The organism is Hoeflea sp. CAU 1731 (assembly GCF_039888615.1).
Lineage (GTDB): Bacteria > Pseudomonadota > Alphaproteobacteria > Rhizobiales > Rhizobiaceae > Flavimaribacter.
Map to the genome: position 1 here is coordinate 220,809 of NZ_JBDQQS010000008.1, position 22,367 is coordinate 243,175.

Here is a 22,367-nt window from a genome sequence, read left to right on the forward strand (position 1 = left end):
CCCTGCTTTTCGGAGAAAAAGCCATCAAGCCGGCGACTGACCAGTCGCGGCAAAATTTGTTACTCCAGTAAACAGTTCCCCCTTACAACAATATTGACGCCAAGGTCCAGCCCGCGCGCGTCGCTATTTCTCGGTGAAATCGAACACACCGTCCCAGACTTGCGGCGGCGTGGCGATAAAGCCGGAAAGACGTTTGGCGAATGTCTCATACATCGGCCTGATGCGATCCGGCGCCATGCCGGCCAGGCGGGAAACGGTTTCCTGGGCTTCCTCGAAGCGTCCCCCGCGGTAAGCTGCGAGAAAAGCGTCATGTGTTTCGAAAAATGCGGTCTCGTCGTTCAGTGCGCTCTTTTCGATCAACGTATAGAGGACAAGCGGGTTGTCGCGACCGACCACGCGCACCCGATCAACCTCGAGCGCCCGATGACCTTCGGGAATAGTCGTCTCTCCTTCGAGAAGCGATTGTTCGAACAGAAGCATCAGGCCGTAATATTTGGTTATGCCTTCGATCCGCGAGGCCACGTTGGCGGCGTCGCCGATGACCGAATAGCTAAAGCGTTGCGTTGAGCCCAGATTGCCGGCCAGACATTGGCCGGTGTGCAAGCCGACGCCCATCCTGAGACCGTAACCCTTTTCAGCATTAAGTGCGTCGAGACGGTTCGCCATCTGCACGGTCGCTCCCAGCGCCGCTGCTCGGTGGTTCTCGACGGTCAAAGGCGCGTTCCAGAACGCCAGGATCGCATCGCCCATATACTTGTCGATCGTCGCTTCGGATTTCAGCAATTCGTCAGTCATCGGCGTCAGGAAATTGTTCAACAGTTGGGTCAGCTCCTGCGGGCTCAGCGCCTCGGAGATCGTCGTAAATCCCCGGATGTCACAGAACAGCAAAGTCAGTTCCCGGGTTTCCCCGCCAAGATTGAGCGCGCTCGGATTTTCCGTCAGCCGCTCGACTAGCGATGGCGCGAGATAGCGGCCAAAGGCGCTGCGGATGAAGCGTTTTTCCTGCTCGCTGCCGAGATATTGCAGCAACGTGATCGAAAAATAGCTGACCAGGATCGCAAAAAGCAGCGGAATGGGATCAAGCAGAATATGTCGCTCTGCGAACATGTGCCAGGACAGGCCAATGGCGCCGGCGACCATGAGCATCGCCAGAACGGCGCTGATCGTAAAACGCCCGGGCCTGACGGCGACGACCATAAAAATAATCGCGATCAGCGCCAGGGCATATTCCATTCCTGTCATGTAGTCCGGCCTGTGCAGGAATGTTTCGGACATGATCTGGTCGATGATCTCGGCGTGTACGTTGACGCCGGGATAGCCGGACGCGAGGGGGGTCGTCACCAGATCCCGCAGGCCAAGGGCGCTCGTGCCGATCAGCACGATATGATAAGCGATACGGTCCTGGAGTTGCTGCGGATCAAGAGAGCCATCAAGAAGACTTTTCGCCGACAGAGTGTTGTCGCCTGCGCGGCCGCTATAGTAGATCCAGAGACTGCCGTCCGCATCCGTTTCCGCGATGTAGTCCCCGACTTTCACACTGACGACCGCAGGCAGTCCCGTATCGGCTTCGCCGCTGGCGCCCGTGCTCTTGACAGTGTAATTGGAGGCTTGTTGCGCGACACGCAAAGTTTCCATAGCCAGGCTGGGATAAGTGTTCTCCTCCGACACGGCGATGATCGGCACCTTACGCACAACGCCGTCGAACGTTGGGGGAAAGCTGAAGAACCCCAGGCCTTGCGCTGCTTCCTCGATAAGCGGCAGCACATCCATGCTGCCATGATATTTTTGCAGGACGTCCCGGGGGTCCGGGCCGAGCCAGGCCCATCCGGTTTTCGGTTCCGGTATCTTTGAAACGAAATCGCCGGCGAGGGCGAATCCGATGACGGTCTGCGCCTGCTGCAGCGCTTTTGCGAAAAGTACATCATTATCGAGTTCGGGCGCGCCATCCGGAAATGAGATTTCAGCTCCCAGGTCTCGCAGGGTTTCCAGCGATCTTGACGGAGACGTCCGGTCGTCTTCTGGAAATGCGACGTCGAAACCGATGGCGGCTGCGCCGTTCGATGCAAGGACGTTGACCATTTCGGCCAATTGCGACCGCGGCCAGGGCCACTGTCCCAACGCTTCCAGAGACGCCTCGTCGATGTCGACGACAAGGACCGGCGTCTGTGCGTATTCACGCGGCTTCAGGCGTTGATATTCGTCAAATATAAGAGATGACAGACGCTCTGTTCCAAACATGGCGAGCAGACCCAGCAGGACCATGGAAAACAAGCCCGCATAAACGGCGTTCAGCCGGGAAAATCGGAAGTTCGATAGGGTCAATGTCGATTCTAGGCCGTTTGAACTGAGGCAATTTCGTCACAGGTCATTTGAATCTGCATGAATAAGTCGAAGATTCAAGAAAATCCAAGTTTCTCATAATTGCAGAATCTTTACTTGTCATACTCGCTTCAGTAACGTCCACCGGACCTTAATTCTCCCTTGGCGAGTATGGATGAGTCTGGATTTTCCGAAATACGCCCTGATTTGCGCGGCATTGTTGGCGGGAACCGTCAATGTGGCGCTCGCGGAAGATGTGACCTACGAGCAGATTTTGGACGATCCGGACAATATCGATCTCAACTATCAGTATGCGCAGCAACAGGCTGTGAAGGGCGATCTCGAACAGGCGGCCGCCGCGCTCGAGCGCATCCTGCTGTTGCAGCCGAACTACGATAACGCGAGGCTGTTTTACGCAATCGTTCTGTTCCGGCTGGACGACATGCAAGGATCGAAGCGGGAACTCGAACTGCTTCAGGATCGTCCGCTCAGCCCCAGCCAGCAGTCGGAAGTCAGGAAATATCTGGCGCAGGCCGTTTCAAGATCCAAGACAACCCGCGTCTTCGGCTATGTCACCACCGGTTTTCGTGTGGACAGCAATCCGGACCTGACGACGGAATCGGTCGTCGACCTGAACGGCAATCAGCTTGGAAACAATTCGCAGACCGACGTCGCCTTCGTCGCCAATGCGGGCGTTCGCATGGAGCACACCATTCCCGGAGGGGCCGGGAATTTCATATTTATTGAAGCCGCCGGCGATCTGAACGAACAGTTTCAGGTCTCTGAAGCGGACTACGTCGATGGCGGGGCCAAACTCGGCGCCACGCTATTCTTCGGCGATCTTGAAGTGACTGCGAACGGCTTCGCCGACGTCCTATCGCTTGAAGGGCAGCTTTATCGCGCATCGTACGGAGGAAATCTGCAGTTCAGCTACGCAGTCACTCCGCGGTTGGATGTGTTCGTCAGCGGAGGTCTGGGCTATGAAGACTATTACCGGGTTTCCGAGGATTCAGCCGGCAGCGCCCGCGATGGTTGGCTCACCCGTGCGTCGACCGGTTTCAGCTATCTGACAAGCGAAACCAACAAAGTGGTCGCAAGGGTGAATGGCTACTTCAAGGACGCCGCTTTCGAAAGCTACTCCTATGACGCCCTCGAACTCGTGCTGAGCGACACGTGGCTTCTCGGACGCGGGCAATATATCAAGGGCATCGTGTCCTATCGCTGGCTCGACTACCGGCAGGCGAACCCGATTTATTCACCCTTCATGGCCCAGCAGGACGAACTGTTCAAAGCCCGTCTCGCTTACGGCGCGCCAGTGGGCACATTGCTTGAATTTGTCAATTTGGAATCCCCGGAAGCCATCGCCGACATCAATTTCCAGATCGGCGTGAATTACCTGGACCAGGACTCCAATATTCCGAACTACATCGCAAACAGTCTCTCGGCGGATGTTCTGCTGACCAAACGGTTTGAATACTAGAGCGGCCCGGGGAGAAAGCGGAAAACGAATGCTTCGGATGTACAAAACGGCTTTGTTGGGTTTGCTGGCGGGCGCAGTGCTGTGCCTTCCCGGTCTCGCGACCAGCGCTCTTGCCGAAGCTAAGGTTGGCGTGAGCGCGGCCGTTACAGGCAGGGCCTTCGTCCGGAGCGGCGGCGCCGAGCGCCGGGCGACGGTCGAGGAGAGCATCTTTCTGCAGGACGAGGTGCTGACGAAACAGCAGAGCGCGTTGCAGATATTGCTTCTCGATCAGTCCGTTTTCACGGTGGGTGAAAACTGCGAAATGGTCATCGACCGATTTGTTTTCGATCCGGACACCGATGCGGGCGAAATGAGCGGTCGGGTCCTCAAGGGCGCCTTCCGCTTCATGAGCGGCAAGATCGGCAAGGCAAATCCAAGCAATGCAAACATCGCCACTCCATCCGGCACGATCGGAATCCGCGGCACCATGATGGAAGGAATCGTGGGCAAGGATGCGATCGACCTTGCGCAGCTTTCCGGCCTTTCGGTCGGAAACGCCGACCCGGAGAAAGCTTTTCTGGCGGTTCTTCGCGGACCGGGCCACGGAACCAATGTGCTGACCCGCACCGGCATCATCACGGTGGGCAACAGCGCTGGTCAAAAGACGATTTCGACGCCGAATTATGGCGTGTTCGTACCAGGCCCGGGTTTGCGTCCGATCGGTCCCTTCAAGATCAACGGCGACATCCTGTCCTATCTCAACCTGTATCTGCGCACGCGTCCGGGAGACGGACCGTCCTATGACGGCAACGACGTTTCCGGCGAGGAGGCTTCCGGGCAGGATTATTTCAATACGCCGGATGATGTTGGCTCTCCGTTGAACGATCAGTTCGCCGACGAGTTTTTCGACACCCAGGCCGTCAACGAGGACGATGGCGGCGGAAACGGAGGCAACTTCGGCAACGAAGGGAACTTTGGAAACGAAGGCAACGAAGGGAACTTTGGCAACGAAGGGAACTTTGGCAACGAAGGCAATGAAGGCAATGAAGGGAATTACGGCAACTACGGCAACGAAGGTAATTACGGAAACTACGGCAACGAAGGTAATTACGGAAACTACGGCAACGAAGGTAATTACGGAAACTACGGCAATGAGGGCAACGAGGGGAATGGCGGTGTGATCATCAGCGACGTCCCGAGCCTCTCTGCCAATGATGCTCCCAACACCTTCCAAAGCCAGGAAGGCGGTTTTGAAGCAAACGGCGAAGGTTTCGGCAGGAGAGGCGGTTTCGGACGTCGCGGTAAATTTGGCGAAGGTTTCGGGGGCTTCGACGGATTCGGCGGCGGCGGCGGTCGCTTCGAAGGCGGATTCGGTCGCGGTCGCAATCGCTCTTCCGACTGATGTTGCACAGGTTTCTGCGGTCTTGCTTCGGCCACGAGTCGCCATGAAGCCTCTACCTGGCGCCGCACTTGCTGTTTTACTGAGTTCTGGCGCACTTCAGCCGGTAGCCGAGGCCGGGACGCGGGAGTCCTGGAAACATTCCTGCTACGTCTATCGCGACATGAACCGGAACGGAAAGTTCGATATGGGCGATCGTCCGTACGGACGCCTGCCGATCGAACTTGAGCGGCCCGATGGCAGCATTACGGGAGTGCGGTCCAATATCGACGGATTCGCCAACTTCGTTACGTCGATTGGAAACAAGGACGCCGAGATCTACGAAGCGGGCGTTTACAGCTTGCGTGCCATCTATCCCAAGGGCTGGAAATCGCTGTCGGACACAGATCAGCAGCAATACGAATTCGTCGAACGGGCGAACGCCGGTGGAGGATTGACGCCGGTGGAAACCTGCGCGCCGATTGGCGTCGTGCCGATTTTGTCGGTTCGTGGTCGTTTTGTCGCCAAGGGCGACGCTGACGCTGGTGATTACGAGGTGCTCGCTCTGGGACCGGATGGCGCTTACCACGCGGTCTCCACGGACACCAAGGGGAACTATCGTTTTGTCGCTGAACCAGGCAATTGGGTTGTCGAAATAAGGGACGCGGACGGCGCAACGGTTTCGCTAAGGCCGGTCGCCGTGGAATACGGGGCTGTGACTATGTCGGTAAGCGTCCTGGAGCAGCAGATGCCGCCGCCGGAAGATTCGGTAGCGCAAAAGCTCGGTTTCGACGATCTTGTCATTTCCGACAGCCTGTTCGAGATTCCAACCGGCTATGGCGGCCTCGAATGGCGAAACTGGATCGCTGTGCACAACCGTTTCTACTCCGGCTCCGGTTACGTGAACCTGACCACGAGTTCGGAATATGTCGCCTATAACAGTTCCGGCGTTCCAGCCTGGATGGCCAGCGAGGAGCCGTTTGATTTCATCGGAACATATATCGGCGTCGCCTGGCCGAGAGGCGAAGAGGACGATGTCTTTATCAAAGCGTGGCGCGGCGCCGATCTCGCCTATTCCGACCGGTTGCGCCTCAGCGACAACGGGCCTGTGTTCTTCAGCGCTGACTACATGCGCATTACGAGACTGGAATTCAGTTCAGGCAATTACGAACGCATCGTGCTCGATGATTTTCAGTTCCGCCTTGGCGCGGAGCAGTGAAAAGGGGCGTTCAAACCTTGCTGCGGCGGGATCTGCGAAAATCGCTCCAGAACATGTAGACGACGACGAGAACCGTCACGGCGACGATGCCGCCGCTAATGGGGCGCTCCACGAACGTCATGATGTCGCCGCGCGACAGCATCAGCGACCGGCGGAAGTTTTGCTCCAGAAAGGGGCCAAGCACCAGGCCCAGCAGCAGCGGCGCCGGCGGAAAGCCGAGACGACGCATGAAATGTCCGACAACGCCGAACATCGTCGCCGCAACCACATCGAATACCGAGTTTCGGATGGAATATACGCCGACGCAGATAAAGGCCAGGATCGCCGGATAGAGCACGGAGTAAGGAATACGCAGTATCCGCACCCAAATGCTGATAAGCGGCAGATTCAGAAACAGCAGGATCACGTTTCCAATGAGGAAGCTCGCGACGAGCCCCCAGAACAGGTCCGGGTGGTCGCGCAGAAGCTGCGGCCCTGGCACGATGCCGTGGATGATCAATGCGCCGAGCATGATCGCCACGATTGCGTCGCCGGGAATTCCCAGGCTCAGTGTTGGAACGAAGGCCGTCTGCGCAGCGGAATTGTTGGCCGATTCCGGCGCGACGACGCCTTCGATGGCGCCCTGACCGAAGCGTTCCGGCGTCTTGGACACACGCTTTTCAACCGCATAGGCGACGAAGGTCGAAAGAGCCGCTCCGGTGCCCGGAAGAATGCCCAGAACCGCTCCGATCGAGCTGCCACGTAGCGCCGGTGCAATCGCCGTTCGCGCTTCCTTTGCCGTCGGCAGCATGTCGCGGAAGCGAATTCGGGCGCTCAGGGCGTCCCGACTGCCGATGCGTCCGGCGTTTGACAGAACTTCGGCGATGCCGAACAAACCTGTTGTCACGACCACCAGATTGAGGCCGTCCGCCAGCGAGAGCATCCCGAACGTCATCCGGTTGGCGCCGGAATTTGGGTCGATGCCCACCATGGAGATCAACAGTCCGACGAGCGCCATTGCGAGCGATCGCCCCTTTGAGGCGTTGCCGACCATCGCCGCCGAGAGGAGTCCAAGCACGATGAGAGCCGCATATTCCTGCGATCCGAAACTGAGCGCGATCCTGGCGAGAATCGGCGTGAAGGAGGCGACGATGACGAGGCCGAACATGCCGCCGAAGAAGGACGAAAGCGTTGCTGTGAACAGGGCGACGCCGGCGCGTCCGGATTTGGCGAGCGGATTGCCGTCGAGGCATGTAACCGCTGCGCCGGCAGTGCCGGGAAGGTTTAAAAGGATGGCCGCCGTGGAGCCGCCATACATCGAGCCATAATAGATGCCCGCAAGCATCACGATGGCGTCGGTCTGCGGTACATAGAAGGTTAGCGGCAGCAGCATTCCAACGGTCGCCAGCGGACCTAGCCCCGGCAGAACCCCGATGAACATGCCGACGGTGACGCCGATAATGCAATAGCCCAGCGTCGAAAAGCTGAGGGCGACGGACAGGCCAAGGGAAATGTTTTCGAAAAAGGACACGCCGTTACCAAGTCACGAGATCAAGCGGCAGGTTGAGCAATACGACGAAGACCACTGCGCAGAAGCAGGCGATCGCCGCCGCAAGGACCGCCACCTGCCAGGGTTTCAGGCTGCCATCCGCCAGAGCGGATAGCGCCACGCACGCCGCGATAGCGGGCGCGAGGCCAAAGAGTGGCATCAGAAAGGCAAAGGCAAGCAGGCCGGCCACGATGAAAATCATCACACGAAACGAGACGAGGTCGGGCGGCGCCTCACGCTCACGCCCGAGCGCGGCGACGCCCTCGGCAAGGATCAACGCGCCTGACAGCACGAGCAGGACGCTGACGATCAGCGGAAAGGCGCCCGGGCCGATATTGCGGAGCCCGCCGAGAGGATAGCCGAGGGACTCGACGACGCCGTATACGCCGAGCCCAATCACGGCCAGTGCGGCAACCGAATCCTGTCCCAGCGATCGCGCTAAACTGAACATTGTTCCTCCCCCCGGACGGATCGAAGACGCCATCCGAATGTCGGAAATGCTCTACGTTCAGGTCACGCCTGTCAACTGAAAATATGTTCACATATGTAAACAATTCACTTATGTGTTTACATTGGCCAGTCGAACGGGTTAACAATCTGTCTGTCATTGTTCCAGGGAGGAGAATGAAATCATGAAACGCATACTGCAGGGCATGCTTGCTTTCACCGCAGTGGCTGTCGCGGCCGTCGCCGCCGGACCGGCCTCAGCACAGGACTGGCCGGCTCACCCGGTCGATATGGTCGTCGCATATGGGGCAGGAGGCGGCACCGACACTGTCGCCCGGCAACTTGCCGAGCCACTATCAGAAATTCTTGGTCAGCCCGTTGTGGTGAAAAACCAGGCCGGTGCCGGCGGAACCATCGGCGCCGCGGCGGTCGCCTCGGCGGATCCCGATGGATACACGCTTTACATGATGGCTGCGGGTCACACCGTTGCGGCCGCCATGTACAAGTCGCTTCCCTACGATCCGGCTCAGGATTTCGTTGGCGTTTCGGGAATTGCGACGATGCCGCTGGTGCTTGTCACGCGACCTGATCACGAGATCAATTCCGTTGAAGACCTCGTCGCCAAGGCCAAGGCTGATCCCGGCGGGCTCACCATCGCGTCTGTCGGCGTTGGATCGACGCAGCATCTGACTGCTTCGCTGATCGCTTCGGAGCTCGGCATCGAGCTTCTCGAGATTCCCTATGCGAAGACGCCGGAAGGCCTTGCCGCGGTGCTGTCCGGCGAGGTCGACATGATGGTCGAGGTCGCTGCGACGGTCATAGGCCAGATCGGCGCCGGAGACCTGAAAGGCATCGGTGTGACGACGCCCGAGCGGCATCCGGCCATTCCCGACGTGCAATCCTTCGCCGAAGCCGGTCACGACCTCGACGTTTCCACCTGGTATGGCGTTGCTGCGCCGAACGGCGTTGATGCAGCAATTCTGTCGAGCGCCAGCGGGGCGGTCAATGACGCCATTCAGTCGGAGGCTTTTGCAAAGTCTCTTCAGGACCGTGGCTTCATCCTGTCTCCATCGTCGCCTGATGCATTCACGGACAAGTTTCGCAATGCGATCGGCGTCTGGCAGAAGGTGCGCGAAGACGCTGGCATCGAGCAAAGATAGAGATCGGCAATCGACTGCGGCGCAGGCTGTTCGGCCTGCGCCGATTTACAGGGAAATACGCCTATGAAACTCCTTACCATCTGTGGAAGTCTTCGCAGCGGCTCTTTCAATCGCGCCATTTGCAACACGCTGCCTGAACTCGCGCCAGACGGCTGCGAGATCGAGGATGCGCCGGGATTCGGCGATCTGCCGCTCTACAATGCGGATGATCACAATGCCCATGGTTTTCCAGATCGCGTGGTGGAAATCGCCGAGCATATTCGCGCGGCAGACGGTGTTGTGATCGTCAGCCCTGAGTATAATTTCTCGGTTCCGGGCGGATTGAAGAACGCCATTGACTGGATATCCCGTCTGCCAGACCAGCCCTTCAAGAACAAGCCGGTTGCGCTTCAGTCTGCGGCGGCTGGCATGCTGGGCGGTTCGCGCATGCAGTACCACATGCGGCAGGTGATGGTGTTCCTGGAGGCGCGCGTCTTCACAAAGCCCGAGATCTTCGTGAGCTTCGCCAAATCGAAGGTCGACGGGAGCGGCGAGAAGATTGCCGACGAGACGACCAGGGAAATGATGCGCGCGCAATTGACGGCGTTTACGGCTGAGATTACCAGCTAGCCGAACAGATTTTCGCGCAAGGAGCAGGCTGACAAGATTCGAGATGTCGGAACCGCGTTTCAAAGATGTCGACAATGTCCTTCGCCATCCGGCTGGCTCCGGAGACGTCAAATCCGCCTTGCGCGTGATCAACGTTCTCGAACTTCTGGGACGATGGGGCGGCGCGCGGACCCACGTGCAGATCTCCGAAGAACTGAACATTCCAAAAAGCAGCCTGACGCAGGTGCTGAGAACCCTGACCCGGCATGGATATCTTTCCTTCGACCAGGAATCGCGCGGCTATTCGCTCGGGCCCGCCATCGAGGATCTCGGCGCCCGATCGCGTACGACGCGCAAGCTGTCCGAGGTCGTCGCGCCCGTTCTTGAATGGCTGACTGAATTCACCGGCGAGAGTTCTGCGCTGAACTTTCGCGAGGGCGACGATCACCGCGTGGTTGCAACGGTGCTCGGTCCTCACAGAATTGTCGCGCATCTGAGACTCAATGATCGCGCGCCGCTTCACGCGACCTCTGGCGGCCAGGTTATTCTCGCGCATTTGTCGCAAACCCTGCGCGAGGAATATCTCTCTCGCGCGCGCTTCGAAAGCTACGCGAAAAACTCCCTCTTATCCGCCGCCGACGTGCGGTCAAAACTGGATCGGATCCGGGAGGGCGGGTTCGCGAAGGTCGTCGAGGAATTTACGCCGGGCATCGGCGGCATCGCGCTGCCGATCTTCGATTTGCGTCAAAGACCACTCGCGTCGCTCAGCGTCACCGTGCCGGTCGATCGCTTCACCGATGAACTCATCAGCAAGTCTCTCGCCGCCCTCGGCAAGGCGATCGCCTCGCTCAGGCACAGGGCGGAGCTGAGTTGACATCGACGCCACCAGCCAACGCCCATTCGCACAGTTATTGAGGAGAACGCCATGACCAGTGAAATCGCCGATATGGCCAGCCTGAAGGACGACAAGCTCCGCATTCGCGAACTGGTGGACAATTGGGTGATCTGGAGGGACGCCGGTTTCTGGGAGAAGTTCCGGACGGTCTGGCATGATGACGGGAGGATGATGGCGACCTGGACGCAAGGGACAGCTGATGAGTTTATCGCCATGAACAGGCAAGGATGGGACAAGGGCGTCAGCATCCTGCATTTTCTCGGCGCCTGCAGCGTGGAAGTATCGGGCGATCGCTCCGTGTCGCAGACAAAAATGACCATTTCCCAGCGCGCAAAGGTGCATGATGTGCTGGTCGATGTAGTGTGCACCGGCAGGTTCTACGATTTCTGGGAACGCCGCGGGGGAGAGTGGGGGCTGTGCCTGCGCCAGCCGATCTATGAAAAGGACCGGATGGATCTCGTCGATCCGGCCGCGCGCGTCGAACTCGATCCCGAGGTCCTGGCGCGCTTTCCTGAAGGATATCGGCATCTCGCCTATCTGCAGTCTTCGATCGGATATCCCGTAAAGTCCGACATGCCGGGGCTGAAAGGCGATAAGGTCGCTTCCCTGTACGCGACCGGACAAGAATGGCTCGCAGGAAACGGCATCGAATGGGAAACCCATCGCTGGGGAATGTAAATCTTATCGATAATCCATTGCCTTCGTCAGCCTTGCGAGTTTGTCGGGGTTCCTGACAATGTAGATTGCGGCGATCCTTCCTTCGCTGTCGAGGTCGAACGCGAATGTCTGGTCGATCTGCCCCGAGAGGAAAACGATCAGCGAGGGAGCGTCGTTGATAGTCCTCTTGACGACCTTCAGGGAACCGGCGTTCGGGTTCTTCGTGGCTATGCCGAACAGAAAGCGGGTGACCGCGTCCGCCCCGTAAATGACGTTCAGGGCGGCGATCTTCTTGCCTCCACCGTCGCTGACGAGCTCCGCGTCCTCCGCCAGAAGCGCCTTCAAGGGGCCTGGATCGCCCGTTTCCACCGACTTCCTGAAGATGGAAACAAAGCGGTTCAGATCGGTCTCGCTCGGCGTGAAGCGATGCGGCGACTTTCGGATCGCGTTTCGCGCTCGGGAGGCCAGCTTCCTGAAGGCTTCCGGCGAACGCGACAAGGTGCGGCTGATCTCCTCGAAGGAAAGGTCCCAGAGATCATGCAGGAAATAGGCTGCTCTTTCTGCGGCCGACAGTCTTTCGAGGGTTCGCATAACAGCGAACGAAATGTCGAGCGAGCGATCGTCTGCTGTTTCGAACGCATCTCCGCTCGCCGGTTCCGGAAGCCATTGCCCGACATAGTCGAGATGTCTGTTTTCGGCGGATTTCGCGCGGTCGAGGCAGAGACGCGTCACAATCGTGGACAGCAGCCGCGCGGGATCGTCCACCTGCGACGCGCCATCGAAACGCAGCCACGCCTCCTGCACGATATCCTCTGCCTCCGAAACGGAGCCGAGATGCCGGTAGGCAAGGCGCAACAGACGCGAGCGATGCGCCATGAAGGCGTCGAGCCTGTCAGATGCATCATTCGGCGGCATGGGCGAACTCTTCTTCCCGCGTGTTGGCTGCGATATAGTCCCGCACAACCGGCTCGCATGTGGCGGCGTGTCCCATGCCGCGCTTGAGGAGCGGATAGAACTGTCCCGCGAGTACGGCGACCGCGAGCCCGATGCGCGCCCGATCGCCGAAACGTTTGCGCGCTTCCTCAACTGTTTCCGCCAGATCGGCGGAATTGTCCAGCACGGCGTCGGCGAAGCGTATGGCGAGCGCTGCGTCTTCAGACGCTTCTCCATGTCCGAGCGCTGTCAGGATGGCGTCAGGCGACAGGCCGCTTTCATCAGCCATCGTCATGGCGAGGCGCAGGCAAGGTCCGCAATCGGCGCGCATCACGCTGCGTATTTTCGCAGCGTACAACGCCTCTTTGGAGACGCCGAAATCTCTTTGAAGGAGAGCGCTCGACATGGCGAGTTGAAAACCCGCCGCCGTGCTCTCATCGAGAATTTCGCGCATATAGGACGCATCATAATCGTAGTGGTTCGAAAAACGCCTGATCGATCTGTCGAGAAAACGCCGGATCATGACCGGACCTCCTTTTTCCAGGGAAGGGAGAGAAGAAACAGCGGCAATAGTCCGGGCAGGACGATGGTCGCAACGTCCCGGGCGGCGGCGAGCGGCGCCGCGCCGTGGACGCCCATTTCCGTGATATGCAGGCCGGCATGTCCGGCGAGGAAGATTGCTGCCGGCCACATCGCGACGCTGTTCTTGAAGCTGAGCGCAGCGATTGCGAGTCCGGCCGCCGCAGCGATGAACGCCAGTCCGATATCGCGAACGAAGTGGACGTTGAGAGGACCGGTATGGTCGACGTCCGGTACGATGGAATACCAAAGTTCCGGGGCGGCAAGCATCAACGCGCCGTTGGCGCCGTGGTAGAGAGCAAGTGCAGCAAGAACAACACGCATGGCTAAACCTCCATGCCTGTTATGACGAGACAGCACCGCGAAACGTGACGCGGGGGATAAGAATTATCTCATTGAGTCGAATGCAAAGACGCTGAGACTGCCACCCTCGGCGTCTGGTTGGCGTGTTCAGGTTAAGTGAATTTCTGAAAGCTGGCTGGGGCGGCAGGATTCGAACCTGCGAATGGCGGCACCAAAAGCCGCTGCCTTACCGCTTGGCCACGCCCCAGTATTTGCGCGAGTCTTCGCTCAAGCGCTCTGCATTTATCATCTGATGATGAAATTTCAAGCGCCGGAAATCGACTTTACCGTTCTTCCTGCCTTGCGAGCACCTGCAATTGCATGATCGCCATGATCATCAGCAGCCAGATGGGGTCGACGCGGCGCAGAAAGAATGTCTCCAGGAATGAAAGAAGAGCAAAAAAGAGGATCACCATCATGAAGAGATCGGCGCGCGCCGCATTCGCGGGGTTGCGGCAGGCTTTGACATAGTTGACGGCGGGCATGATGTAGATGGCCCAGACCATGATTGCAAAGCCGACGACGCCGAGCGTCAAAAGCATGTCGACATAATTGCTGTGGCCGTGGACGATGCCGCGAAAATCCCACGCCCATTCGTAGGGTTCTTCAATGCCGGTGACGACTGGCCTTCCCCAGAAACTGTCATAGCCCGTTCCCAGCCAGAAATTTTGCGAAAAGTTTTCAAGCCCGTATTTCCAGAGCGTGAAGCGGCCGGTGAAGCTCGGATCGTCGAGGATCGACCCCGTCAGGCTGGCGAGGGCATCCGAGTAGATCGTGCCTATGGTCAGCAAGGCGGCAAGGATGACTGCAAGGGCGGACAGAATGACGGTGAGTTTCGGCAAGCCGAAAATCCGTCCGGCAAGCACCACCATGACCGCCATCGGCAACAATCCGTTGGTCGTCTTGGAGCCGGTCTTGAGCACGAAGATGAAGGCGAGAAGGGCGACTGCGATCCCGGACAATCGCATCCCCCGGCGATAGATATAGATGCCGAACATGACGAACACGGACATGACGGGGCCGGCGATGTTCTTGTGAGTGAATGAACCGCGCCAGAGGCCGGCGTGCTGTGGTTCGAATGCATCCGCCCCGTGAATGGCGAGGCTCGGAAGAAGCGCAAAACCTGCGTAGTTGATGAACAGCAACGTCAGCATGACGGCGGCCAACATCCGCGCAAAGCTCTCCTCGTCTGGAGGAAGCAGAATGACCGCCGAAGCGATCAGCATGCCGATCAGCGTCAATATGACGGAGCGCATTGCGGCTGATGGGTCAGGTGCGACGACGATCGACAGTGCAAGCACAAGGTAGATCCCGATCCATGCCGGCTGGACATAGGCGGCGAGTTTCTTCCTGTCGACCAGGGTGATCAGACCAATGAACACGATGGAGCCGGCGGCGAGAAAGCCGATCTGGTTCAGCCTGTCGCCCTCGTTCGCCTCCACGTCCAGTATGCTGGTCGGGCTGAACGGCCTGAGCGACAGCATGAGCAGACAGAATGCGATATACGCAAGGCCCGTCGCGGCAAGGTTTTTCATCCTTGCCGGCGTCAGGGCGGGTCCGGCCCCGCTGCGGCTTTTCCCCGTGTCGTCATAGGTCGCTGACATTTGTCCGCCGCTAAAGGTCTCGTTCCTGCAGAGCAGGAAAATCATCGCCTTATATGGTTAACGAGGTCTTTCTGTCACGCTGAAAGCGCATCAGCGGTCCGACGCCTGCCAGCGCGGATTGATCCAGGGCTCAAGATTCGAGCGCGGCAGCATCGGACGGCCGAGAATATGGTCGGACGCCTTTTCGCCGACCATGATCGACGGACCGTTGAGATTGCCGTTGGTAATCTGCGGAAAGATCGAGGAATCGGCGACGCGCAATCCATCGACGCCGATCACCCGGCATTCGGGGTCCACCACGGAGCGCGGATCATCGGCGCGGCCCATGCGGCAGGTGCCGCATGGGTGAAAGGCGCTTTCTGCGTGATCGCGGATAAAAGCGTCCAGTCCTTCGTCGCTCGTAACGTCGCGGCCCGGGGCCAGTTCGGGTCCGCGATAGACGTCAAACGCCTCCTGGTCAAAGATTTCGCGGGTAAGGCGGATGCAGTATCTGAAATCCTCCCAGTCGGAGGGATGGCTCATATAATTGAACCGGATCACCGGCGCTTCCCGCGGATCGGATGACCGCAAAGTGACATTTCCCCTCGATTTCGACCGCATGGGGCCAACATGCGCCTGGAATCCGTGGGCCCTGGCGGGCGACGTGCCATCGTAGCGAATGGCGACCGGCAGGAAATGGAACTGGATATCAGGGTACTTCACGCCGGCCCTGGAGCGCACGAAGGCGCTCGCCTCGAAATGATTCGACGCGCCGAGGCCGGTCTTGAAGAAGAGCCACTGCGCGCCGATCAGGGCTTTGGAGACCAGATTGAGTTTGGAGTAGAGCGTGATCGGCTCGAGGCACTCCTGCTGCACATAGAGTTCGAGGTGGTCCTGCAGATTGGCGCCCACGCCCGGCCGGTGCTGGATCACCTCGATGCCTTGATCGCGCAACTGGTCCGCCGGGCCAACGCCCGACAGCATGAGAAGCTTTGGGGAATTGAAGGCGGACGCCGCAACAATGACCTCGCGATCGGCGGCGACGACCTCGATCTTTGCGCCGCGCTCGATCTCGACGCCAACGGCGCGGCCGTCATTGAAGATGATCCGACGCGCGAAACACTTGATTAGTTCGACATTGGGACGCTTCAGCGCCGGCTTCAGATAGGCGTTGGCGGCGGACCAGCGTCGACCGGCGTGGATGGTCTGTTCCATCAGGCCGAAGCCTTCCTGTTTTTCGCCATTATAGTCGGGCGTGGTCTCGAAGCCCGCCTGCCGTCCGGCTTCGATGAAGCTTCCGAAAAGCGGATTGTCGGCCACGCCGCGACGCACGTGGAGCGGTCCGGATGCCCCGCGCCAGCCTTCCTGTCCGCCCTGGGACGTTTCCATGCGCTGGAAATAGGGCAGCACGTCGGCGTATCCCCAACCCTGTGCGCCGTCTTCCTCCCAGAAATTGTAGTCTTCCGCGTGTCCGCGGACATAGACCATGCCGTTGATAGAGGACGACCCGCCGAGAACCTTGCCGCGCGGCGCAACGAGGCGTCGGCTGCCGAGATTGGGCTCCGGCTCCGTCTGGTAACCCCAGTCGTATAGGCCCATGTTCATCGGATAGGACAAGGCGGCGGGCATCTGGATGAACGGGCCGGCGTCGCTGCCGCCAAACTCCAGCACGATGACCCGGTTCCGCGGATCTTCCGACAGGCGGTTCGCCATGGCGGAGCCTGCGGATCCGGATCCGATGATGACGAAGTCAGCTTTCAATGCCTGGTTTTCCACCGTTGCTTCCTCGCATCAATAGGGGCTGTCGACCGGTCCGGTCGCCACGTAGACGCTCTTGATCTGGGTGTAGTGCTCGATAGCCGCCCGCGAATTCTCGCGCCCGACGCCGGACCGCTTGACCCCGCCGAACGGGGCCTCTACCGGCGCCAGATTGTAGGTGTTGATCCAGCAGCTTCCCGCCTGCAATTGCGCGATCACCCGGTGTCCGCGGGGCAGATCGCGGGTGAAAACGCCGGCGGACAGCCCGAACTCAGTGTCGTTGGCGCGGGCGATCGCTTCCTCCTCATCGTCGAAAGCAAGAACGCTCATGACCGGTCCGAAGATCTCTTCGCGTGCGATGCGCATGTCGTCCATGACATCCGCAAACACTGTCGGTTCGATGAAAAAACCGCCTTCCATGCCCTGCAGGGACAGCGTGTCGCCACCGGTGACGAGGCGCGCGCCTTCCGATTTGCCGATTTCCACATAGCCCGCGACCTTTTCAAGCTGGGACTTGCTGACAAGCGGCCCCATCTGCACGGATTCGTCCATCGGATCGCCGATCCGGATAGCGCGCGTGCGTTCCGTGAGGCGCTCCAGGAAGCGGTCGAGAAGCGGCTTTTGCACGAAGACACGCGTGCCGTTTGAGCAGACTTGGCCGGAGGAATAGAAATTGCCCAGCATTGCGCCGCCGACCGCATCCTCGATATCGGCGTCGTCAAAAATGATCAGCGGAGATTTGCCGCCAAGCTCCATCGTGACATGCCTGATATCGGCGGCGGCTTTGGCCATCACCTTGCGTCCGGTCGGCACCGATCCGGTGAGCGAAACCTTGTCGACCCTGGCGTGGGCGGCGAGGGCGGCGCCGACGTCGCCGTATCCCTGCACGACGTTGAAGACGCCTTTCGGCAGTCCCGCTTCGTGCAGGATCTTGGCGACTTCAAGAGCGCAGAGCGGCGTGACTTCTGATGGTTTGAAGATCATGGCGTTGCCGCAGGCCAGCGCCGGAGCGGCTTTCCAGCAGGCGATCTGGGTTGGATAGTTCCAGGCCCCGATGCCAACGCAGACGCCCAGTGGCTCACGGCGCGTGTAGACGAAATCGCCGCCCAGATCGATATACTCGCCGTTGATCGCGGTCGCCTGCGCGCCGAAGAATTCCAGCGCGTCGGCGCCGGAGGAGGCGTCTGCGACCAGCGTTTCCTGCAGCGGCTTGCCCGTATCGAGGGTTTCGAGTTCGGAGAGTTCGCGATTGCGCGCGCGGATGATGTCAGCGGCGCGGCGCAGAATTCGGCCACGCTCGGCGCCGGTCATGGCCGCCCATACCTTCTGGCCCGCTTCGGCGGAGGCAATCGCGGATTCGATAATCTGCGGCGTGGCCGCGTGCAGGCGTGCGACAATTGCGCCTGTCGCGGGATAGACGCTATCGATCTCGCATCCCGCGACATCCTCGACAAATTCTCCGTCGATGAAGTGGGAGGCCGTTGGTTGCACCTTCATTTCATAGCCGCTTTCGATGTGTGATTTGATTTTTATTGGTTGTTCATTCAATAAAAACCTAGCGCCTTTTGCGTAATGCGACAAGTCCGCACGCGGCTTTCGAAACCGGCTATTGATTGCGATGATGAAACCATCAAATTTCTTCGGTTGATTCCGCCGGCAATGAGCTTAAGTCTTGGGCACAAAATTCATTCGAAGAGGAATTGCACGATGATCAGGAAAATGGATTTCTATATTGACGGCCAATGGGTGACTCCGGCTGGAGCCGGGGAGTTGGAGGTCATCAATCCGGCCACGGAAGAGCCGTTCGCGGTAATTTCTCTTGGTACTGCTGCAGATGTAGACAGCGCGGTCAAAGCCGCGCGGGCGGCATTCGAGGAGTATCGTGAGACTGACCTCGCCTATCGCCGGTCGCTGATCGAAAAACTGCTCGACATCATGGTACGTCGCCAGGACGAAATGGGAGACATCGTCTCCAGGGAAATGGGCGCGCCGATAACGCTGGCGCGCAGTTCGCAGGCCGGATCAGGGCCGTTCCACGTGGAAGGCTTCCTGAAGGCCTTGTCGGATTTCGAATGCGAGAAGGATTTCAACGGATCGGGCGAGCGTATCGTTCGCGAGCCGATCGGCGTATGCGGCATGATCACGCCATGGAACTGGCCGGTAAACCAAATGACGCTCAAGGTCGTTCCCGCGCTGGCGGTTGGCTGCACGTGTATTTTGAAGCCGAGCGAAATCTCGCCGCTTTCGGCCATGCTGTTTGCGGAAATGATCGACGAGGCCGGGTTCCCGAAAGGGACATTCAATCTGATCAACGGTGAAGGTCCGGTGGTCGGCGAAGCGATGTCGCGGCATCCGGATATCGACATGATGTCCTTTACCGGATCGACCAGAGCCGGGACCGCAGTGACGAAGGCGTCGGCGGATACGGTCAAGCGCGTTTCGCTGGAACTCGGCGGCAAGTCGCCCAACATTGTTTTTGACGATGTCGATCTGTCCGAAGCGATTACCAGGGGCGTGAAGTCTTGCTTCGGCAACACCGGCCAGTCCTGCAATGCGCCGACGCGCATGCTGGTTCAGCGCGACATCTATGAAAACGCCGTGGAGATCGCAGCAGAAGCGGCGTCGCGCGTCGACGTCGGCGATCCGGCCAGGGAAGGCAATCACATCGGACCGCTGGTCAGCGAAGCACAATTCAACAAGGTGCAGGGACTGATCCAGGTCGCCATCGACGAAGGCGCGCGTCTTGTCGCCGGAGGGCCTGGCCGTCCGGCCGGTATGAACCGGGGGTACTTCGTGCGGCCGACCATCTTCGCCGATGTCTCGAATGACATGACGATTGCGCGCGAGGAAGTGTTCGGTCCGGTGCTCGCCATGATTCCTTTCGACAAGGAGGATGACGCGGTCGCCATCGCCAATGACACCCCTTATGGGCTTGCCGCCTATGTCCAGACCGCCGATCAGGAGCGCGCCCGCCGTGTGTCGCGGCAACTGCGCGCGGGTATGGTGATGATCAACGGCGCGCAGCGACCCGCAGGCAGCCCGTTCGGCGGTTACAAGCAGTCCGGCAACGGTCGCGAGGGCGGAACCTGGGGCCTCGAGGATTTTATGGAGGTCAAGTCGATCAGCGGATACTGACGTCCAATGGCGTCGCGGCCGTTTGTTTGTTAAAGGTTGAACAATTCTGCGCGACGCCATATATTTTGCGAGAAACGGACGGTGAGGAGACGAGATCATGACGGCATGCATCACGGGCTGGGCCCATTCGAAATTCGGCAAGCTCGAAGGCGAAACGGTCGAGAGCCTGGTCGTCGACGTCGCAGAACGGGCGATCGCCCATGCGGAGCTGGAAGCCGCCGATATCGACGAGATCGTGCTCGGACATTTCAATGCGGGCTTTTCCAAACAGGATTTCACGGCGAGCCTGGTTCTGCAGGCCGACGACGGGCTGCGCTTCAAACCGGCGACGCGGGTCGAGAACGCCTGCGCCACAGGCTCGGCTGCGATCCATCAGGGGCTGAAGACGATCGAGGCCGGGCGCGCGCGCAACGTGCTGGTGGTCGGCGTCGAGCAGATGACCACGACTCTCGGCCCCGAGATCGGCGAGAACTTGCTGAAGGCGTCCTACCTGCCCGAGGACGGCGGTATTCCGGGCGGTTTCGCCGGCGTGTTCGGCAAGATCGCCGCCGCCTATTTCCAGAAATATGGCGACCAGTCCGATGCGCTCGCCATGCTCGCCGCCAAGAACCACAAGAATGGCGTCGGCAACCCGTTCGCGCAGATGCGCAAGGACCTCGGCTACGAGTTTTGTCGCACGGAAAGCGATAAAAACCCCTTCGTCGCGGGACCACTGAAGCGCACGGACTGTTCACTCGTCTCCGACGGGGCCGCGGCCATTGTACTGACGGATCTCGAAAGCGCCATGAAGGCCCCGCGGGCGGTGATGTTCCGCGCCGCCGAACATGTTCAGGATTTCCTGCCGATGTCCAAGCGCAACATACTGGCTTTTGAAGGCTGCCAGCTCGGCTGGCGCAAGGCGCTGGCGCAGGCCGGCGTGGTGCTCGACGATCTCTCGTTCGTTGAGACACATGATTGCTTCACCATCGCCGAACTGATCGAATATGAGGCGATGGGCCTGGCGAAACCGGGCGAGGGCGCGGCGGTGGCGATGTCCGGCGAGACGGCGAAGGACGGCCGACTGCCGGTTAACCCGTCCGGCGGACTGAAGGCCAAGGGACATCCGATCGGCGCGACCGGCGTCTCCATGCATGCGTTGACCGCCATGCAGCTCTGCGGCGAGGCTGGCGACATCCAGGTTCCGGGCGCCGAGCTCGGCGGCGTCTTCAATATGGGCGGAGCGGCTGTGGCCAACTACGTCTCCATCATGGAACGGGTGCGGTAGCCAAGTCAGCCTCCTTGCAGTATGCAGGCGCAAGAGGATGACGGTTGTAATGGGCAAGCCGGCGCGGCCTGACTGTGGAGTAAAGGCATGAGCGTACTTGTGACGGGTGGAGCCGGATATATCGGCAGTCACATGGTCTGGCGGTTGCTTGACGCCGGCGAAGAGGTGACGGTTCTCGATCGTCTGTCAACCGGACATGACTGGGCTGTGCCGCCGGAAGCCAATCTCGTCGTCGCGGACATTGGAGATCAGGGCAGCGTCGAGCCGGTGCTGAAGGAGCGGGGCGTCGACTCCGTGATCCACTTCGCCGGATCGATCATTGTTCCGGAATCCGTCAGCGATCCGCTGGGCTATTATTTGAACAACACGGTGAAATCGCGCGCGCTCCTGGAGGCCTGTGTGAATTGCGGTGTGAAGCACTTCATCTTTTCGTCCACGGCCGCCGTCTACGGAACGCCGGAACGCGCGCCGGTTTCCGAAGACGCCGAGTTGCATCCTGAATCGCCCTACGGAAACTCCAAGCTGATGACGGAACAGATGTTGCGCGACGCCTCGGCCGCGCACGGTTTCAGCTACGCGGTGCTGCGCTACTTCAACGTCGCGGGCGCCGATCCGGGGGGGCGGGCCGGTCAGTCGTCCCGCAACGCCACCCACCTGATCAAGATTGCGACGCAGGCGGCGCTCGGAAAACGCGCCGGGATGGAAGTTTACGGGCAGGACTATCCGACGCCGGACGGTACTTGCATCCGCGATTATATCCATGTCTCGGATCTGGTTGAGGCGCATTATCTGGCGCTGGAGCATCTGCGCGCGGGAGGCGGCAACCTTGTCGCCAATTGCGGCTACGGTCAGGGCTACTCGGTGCTGGAGGTAATCGACGCGGTGAAGAAGGTGAGCGGCGTGGACTTCGCAGTCCGCGAGGCCGATCGCCGCCCGGGCGATCCCGCAACGATCGTCGCCGATCCGGCGAAAATCAAGGCGCAACTCAGCTGGACCCCGCGCCATGACGATCTTTCCGTAATCGTCAACCATGCGCTCGACTGGGAACGCTCGCTCGAGAGACGCAATACACGGCAATAGCAATGAAAAGGCCCGCGCGGAGCGGGCCTTTCCTGATCGTGAC

Annotated in this window: 19 protein-coding genes and 1 tRNA gene; 10 read left to right on the forward strand and 10 right to left on the reverse strand. The window is 59.6% G+C overall.

Annotation, left to right across the window (positions count from 1 at the left end):
• Nucleotides 1-123: 123 nt before the first annotated feature.
• Nucleotides 124-2,322 (reverse strand): CHASE2 domain-containing protein, encoded by a 2,199-nt coding sequence (locus AAFN47_RS14965; RefSeq protein ID WP_499810048.1) that lies wholly within the window; start codon nucleotides 2,320-2,322, stop codon nucleotides 124-126.
• Between the two features lie 172 nt (nucleotides 2,323-2,494).
• Between AAFN47_RS14965 and AAFN47_RS14970 the strand changes: the two genes are divergently transcribed.
• The 3 genes from AAFN47_RS14970 to AAFN47_RS14980 are packed head-to-tail and all read left to right on the forward strand — an operon-like array spanning nucleotide 2,495 to nucleotide 6,375.
• Nucleotides 2,495-3,799 (forward strand): hypothetical protein, encoded by a 1,305-nt coding sequence (locus tag AAFN47_RS14970; protein ID WP_499810049.1) that lies wholly within the window; start codon nucleotides 2,495-2,497, stop codon nucleotides 3,797-3,799.
• Between the two features lie 37 nt (nucleotides 3,800-3,836).
• Nucleotides 3,837-5,180, forward strand: coding sequence for a FecR family protein (locus AAFN47_RS14975; protein ID WP_499810050.1), 1,344 nt, complete (start codon nucleotides 3,837-3,839; stop codon nucleotides 5,178-5,180).
• Nucleotides 5,181-5,223: 43 nt separating this feature from the next.
• Nucleotides 5,224-6,375 carry a hypothetical protein gene (locus AAFN47_RS14980; RefSeq protein ID WP_499810051.1) on the forward strand — a complete coding sequence of 384 codons (1,152 nt, stop codon included), beginning with the start codon at nucleotides 5,224-5,226 and terminating at the stop codon, nucleotides 6,373-6,375.
• 10 nt (nucleotides 6,376-6,385) lie between these two features.
• Here the strand turns inward: AAFN47_RS14980 and AAFN47_RS14985 are convergent, their stop codons facing one another.
• Entirely contained in the window at nucleotides 6,386-7,885 is a 1,500-nt protein-coding gene (locus tag AAFN47_RS14985; RefSeq protein WP_499810052.1) for a tripartite tricarboxylate transporter permease, read from the reverse strand.
• Nucleotides 7,886-7,889: 4 nt separating this feature from the next.
• Nucleotides 7,890-8,354: a tripartite tricarboxylate transporter TctB family protein gene (locus AAFN47_RS14990; protein ID WP_499810053.1), complete on the reverse strand. Its 465-nt coding sequence runs from the start codon at nucleotides 8,352-8,354 to the stop codon at nucleotides 7,890-7,892.
• Nucleotides 8,355-8,535: 181 nt separating this feature from the next.
• On the opposite strand from AAFN47_RS14990, the gene AAFN47_RS14995 reads away from it, so the two are divergent.
• From AAFN47_RS14995 to AAFN47_RS15010, 4 genes are all read left to right on the forward strand, one after another.
• Entirely contained in the window at nucleotides 8,536-9,510 is a 975-nt protein-coding gene (locus AAFN47_RS14995) for a Bug family tripartite tricarboxylate transporter substrate binding protein (protein WP_499810054.1), read from the forward strand.
• Nucleotides 9,511-9,573: 63 nt separating this feature from the next.
• Nucleotides 9,574-10,119 carry an NADPH-dependent FMN reductase gene (locus AAFN47_RS15000; protein ID WP_499810055.1) on the forward strand — a complete coding sequence of 182 codons (546 nt, stop codon included), beginning with the start codon at nucleotides 9,574-9,576 and terminating at the stop codon, nucleotides 10,117-10,119.
• Nucleotides 10,120-10,162: 43 nt separating this feature from the next.
• Nucleotides 10,163-10,972, forward strand: coding sequence for an IclR family transcriptional regulator (locus tag AAFN47_RS15005; RefSeq protein ID WP_499810056.1), 810 nt, complete (start codon nucleotides 10,163-10,165; stop codon nucleotides 10,970-10,972).
• 51 nt (nucleotides 10,973-11,023) lie between these two features.
• Nucleotides 11,024-11,671, forward strand: a complete 648-nt coding sequence (locus tag AAFN47_RS15010) for a nuclear transport factor 2 family protein (RefSeq protein WP_499810057.1) — start codon at nucleotides 11,024-11,026, stop codon at nucleotides 11,669-11,671.
• A gap of 3 nt (nucleotides 11,672-11,674) precedes the next feature.
• Here the strand turns inward: AAFN47_RS15010 and sigJ are convergent, their stop codons facing one another.
• The 7 genes from sigJ to betB form a co-directional block, all read right to left on the reverse strand.
• Nucleotides 11,675-12,565, reverse strand: coding sequence for an RNA polymerase sigma factor SigJ (gene sigJ, locus AAFN47_RS15015; protein WP_499810058.1), 891 nt, complete (start codon nucleotides 12,563-12,565; stop codon nucleotides 11,675-11,677).
• On the reverse strand, nucleotides 12,552-13,106 hold the full coding sequence (locus AAFN47_RS15020; RefSeq protein WP_499810059.1) for a hypothetical protein: 555 nt from the start codon (nucleotides 13,104-13,106) through the stop codon (nucleotides 12,552-12,554). Before AAFN47_RS15020 ends, sigJ begins: the two co-directional genes overlap by 14 nt.
• Nucleotides 13,103-13,486, reverse strand: coding sequence for a hypothetical protein (locus tag AAFN47_RS15025; RefSeq protein ID WP_499810060.1), 384 nt, complete (start codon nucleotides 13,484-13,486; stop codon nucleotides 13,103-13,105). Before AAFN47_RS15025 ends, AAFN47_RS15020 begins: the two co-directional genes overlap by 4 nt.
• A 151-nt stretch (nucleotides 13,487-13,637) precedes the next feature.
• Nucleotides 13,638-13,712 (reverse strand) — tRNA-Gln (locus AAFN47_RS15030).
• Between the two features lie 76 nt (nucleotides 13,713-13,788).
• The gene (locus AAFN47_RS15035) at nucleotides 13,789-15,108 is read right to left on the reverse strand and encodes an O-antigen ligase family protein (RefSeq protein ID WP_499810061.1); all 1,320 of its coding nucleotides are present in this window, start codon (nucleotides 15,106-15,108) and stop codon (nucleotides 13,789-13,791) included.
• Nucleotides 15,109-15,198: 90 nt separating this feature from the next.
• Nucleotides 15,199-16,848: a choline dehydrogenase gene (gene betA / locus AAFN47_RS15040; RefSeq protein WP_499810098.1), complete on the reverse strand. Its 1,650-nt coding sequence runs from the start codon at nucleotides 16,846-16,848 to the stop codon at nucleotides 15,199-15,201.
• Between the two features lie 30 nt (nucleotides 16,849-16,878).
• Nucleotides 16,879-18,342 (reverse strand): betaine-aldehyde dehydrogenase, encoded by a 1,464-nt coding sequence (gene betB, locus AAFN47_RS15045; protein ID WP_499810062.1) that lies wholly within the window; start codon nucleotides 18,340-18,342, stop codon nucleotides 16,879-16,881.
• A 210-nt stretch (nucleotides 18,343-18,552) separates the two neighbouring features.
• On the opposite strand from betB, the gene AAFN47_RS15050 reads away from it, so the two are divergent.
• From AAFN47_RS15050 to galE, 3 genes are all read left to right on the forward strand, one after another.
• Nucleotides 18,553-19,980, forward strand: coding sequence for an aldehyde dehydrogenase family protein (locus tag AAFN47_RS15050; RefSeq protein WP_499810063.1), 1,428 nt, complete (start codon nucleotides 18,553-18,555; stop codon nucleotides 19,978-19,980).
• Between the two features lie 97 nt (nucleotides 19,981-20,077).
• Nucleotides 20,078-21,244, forward strand: coding sequence for an acetyl-CoA acetyltransferase (locus tag AAFN47_RS15055; RefSeq protein WP_499810064.1), 1,167 nt, complete (start codon nucleotides 20,078-20,080; stop codon nucleotides 21,242-21,244).
• Nucleotides 21,245-21,331: 87 nt separating this feature from the next.
• Nucleotides 21,332-22,324 (forward strand): UDP-glucose 4-epimerase GalE, encoded by a 993-nt coding sequence (gene galE, locus AAFN47_RS15060; RefSeq protein WP_499810065.1) that lies wholly within the window; start codon nucleotides 21,332-21,334, stop codon nucleotides 22,322-22,324.
• Nucleotides 22,325-22,367: the final 43 nt, after the last annotated feature.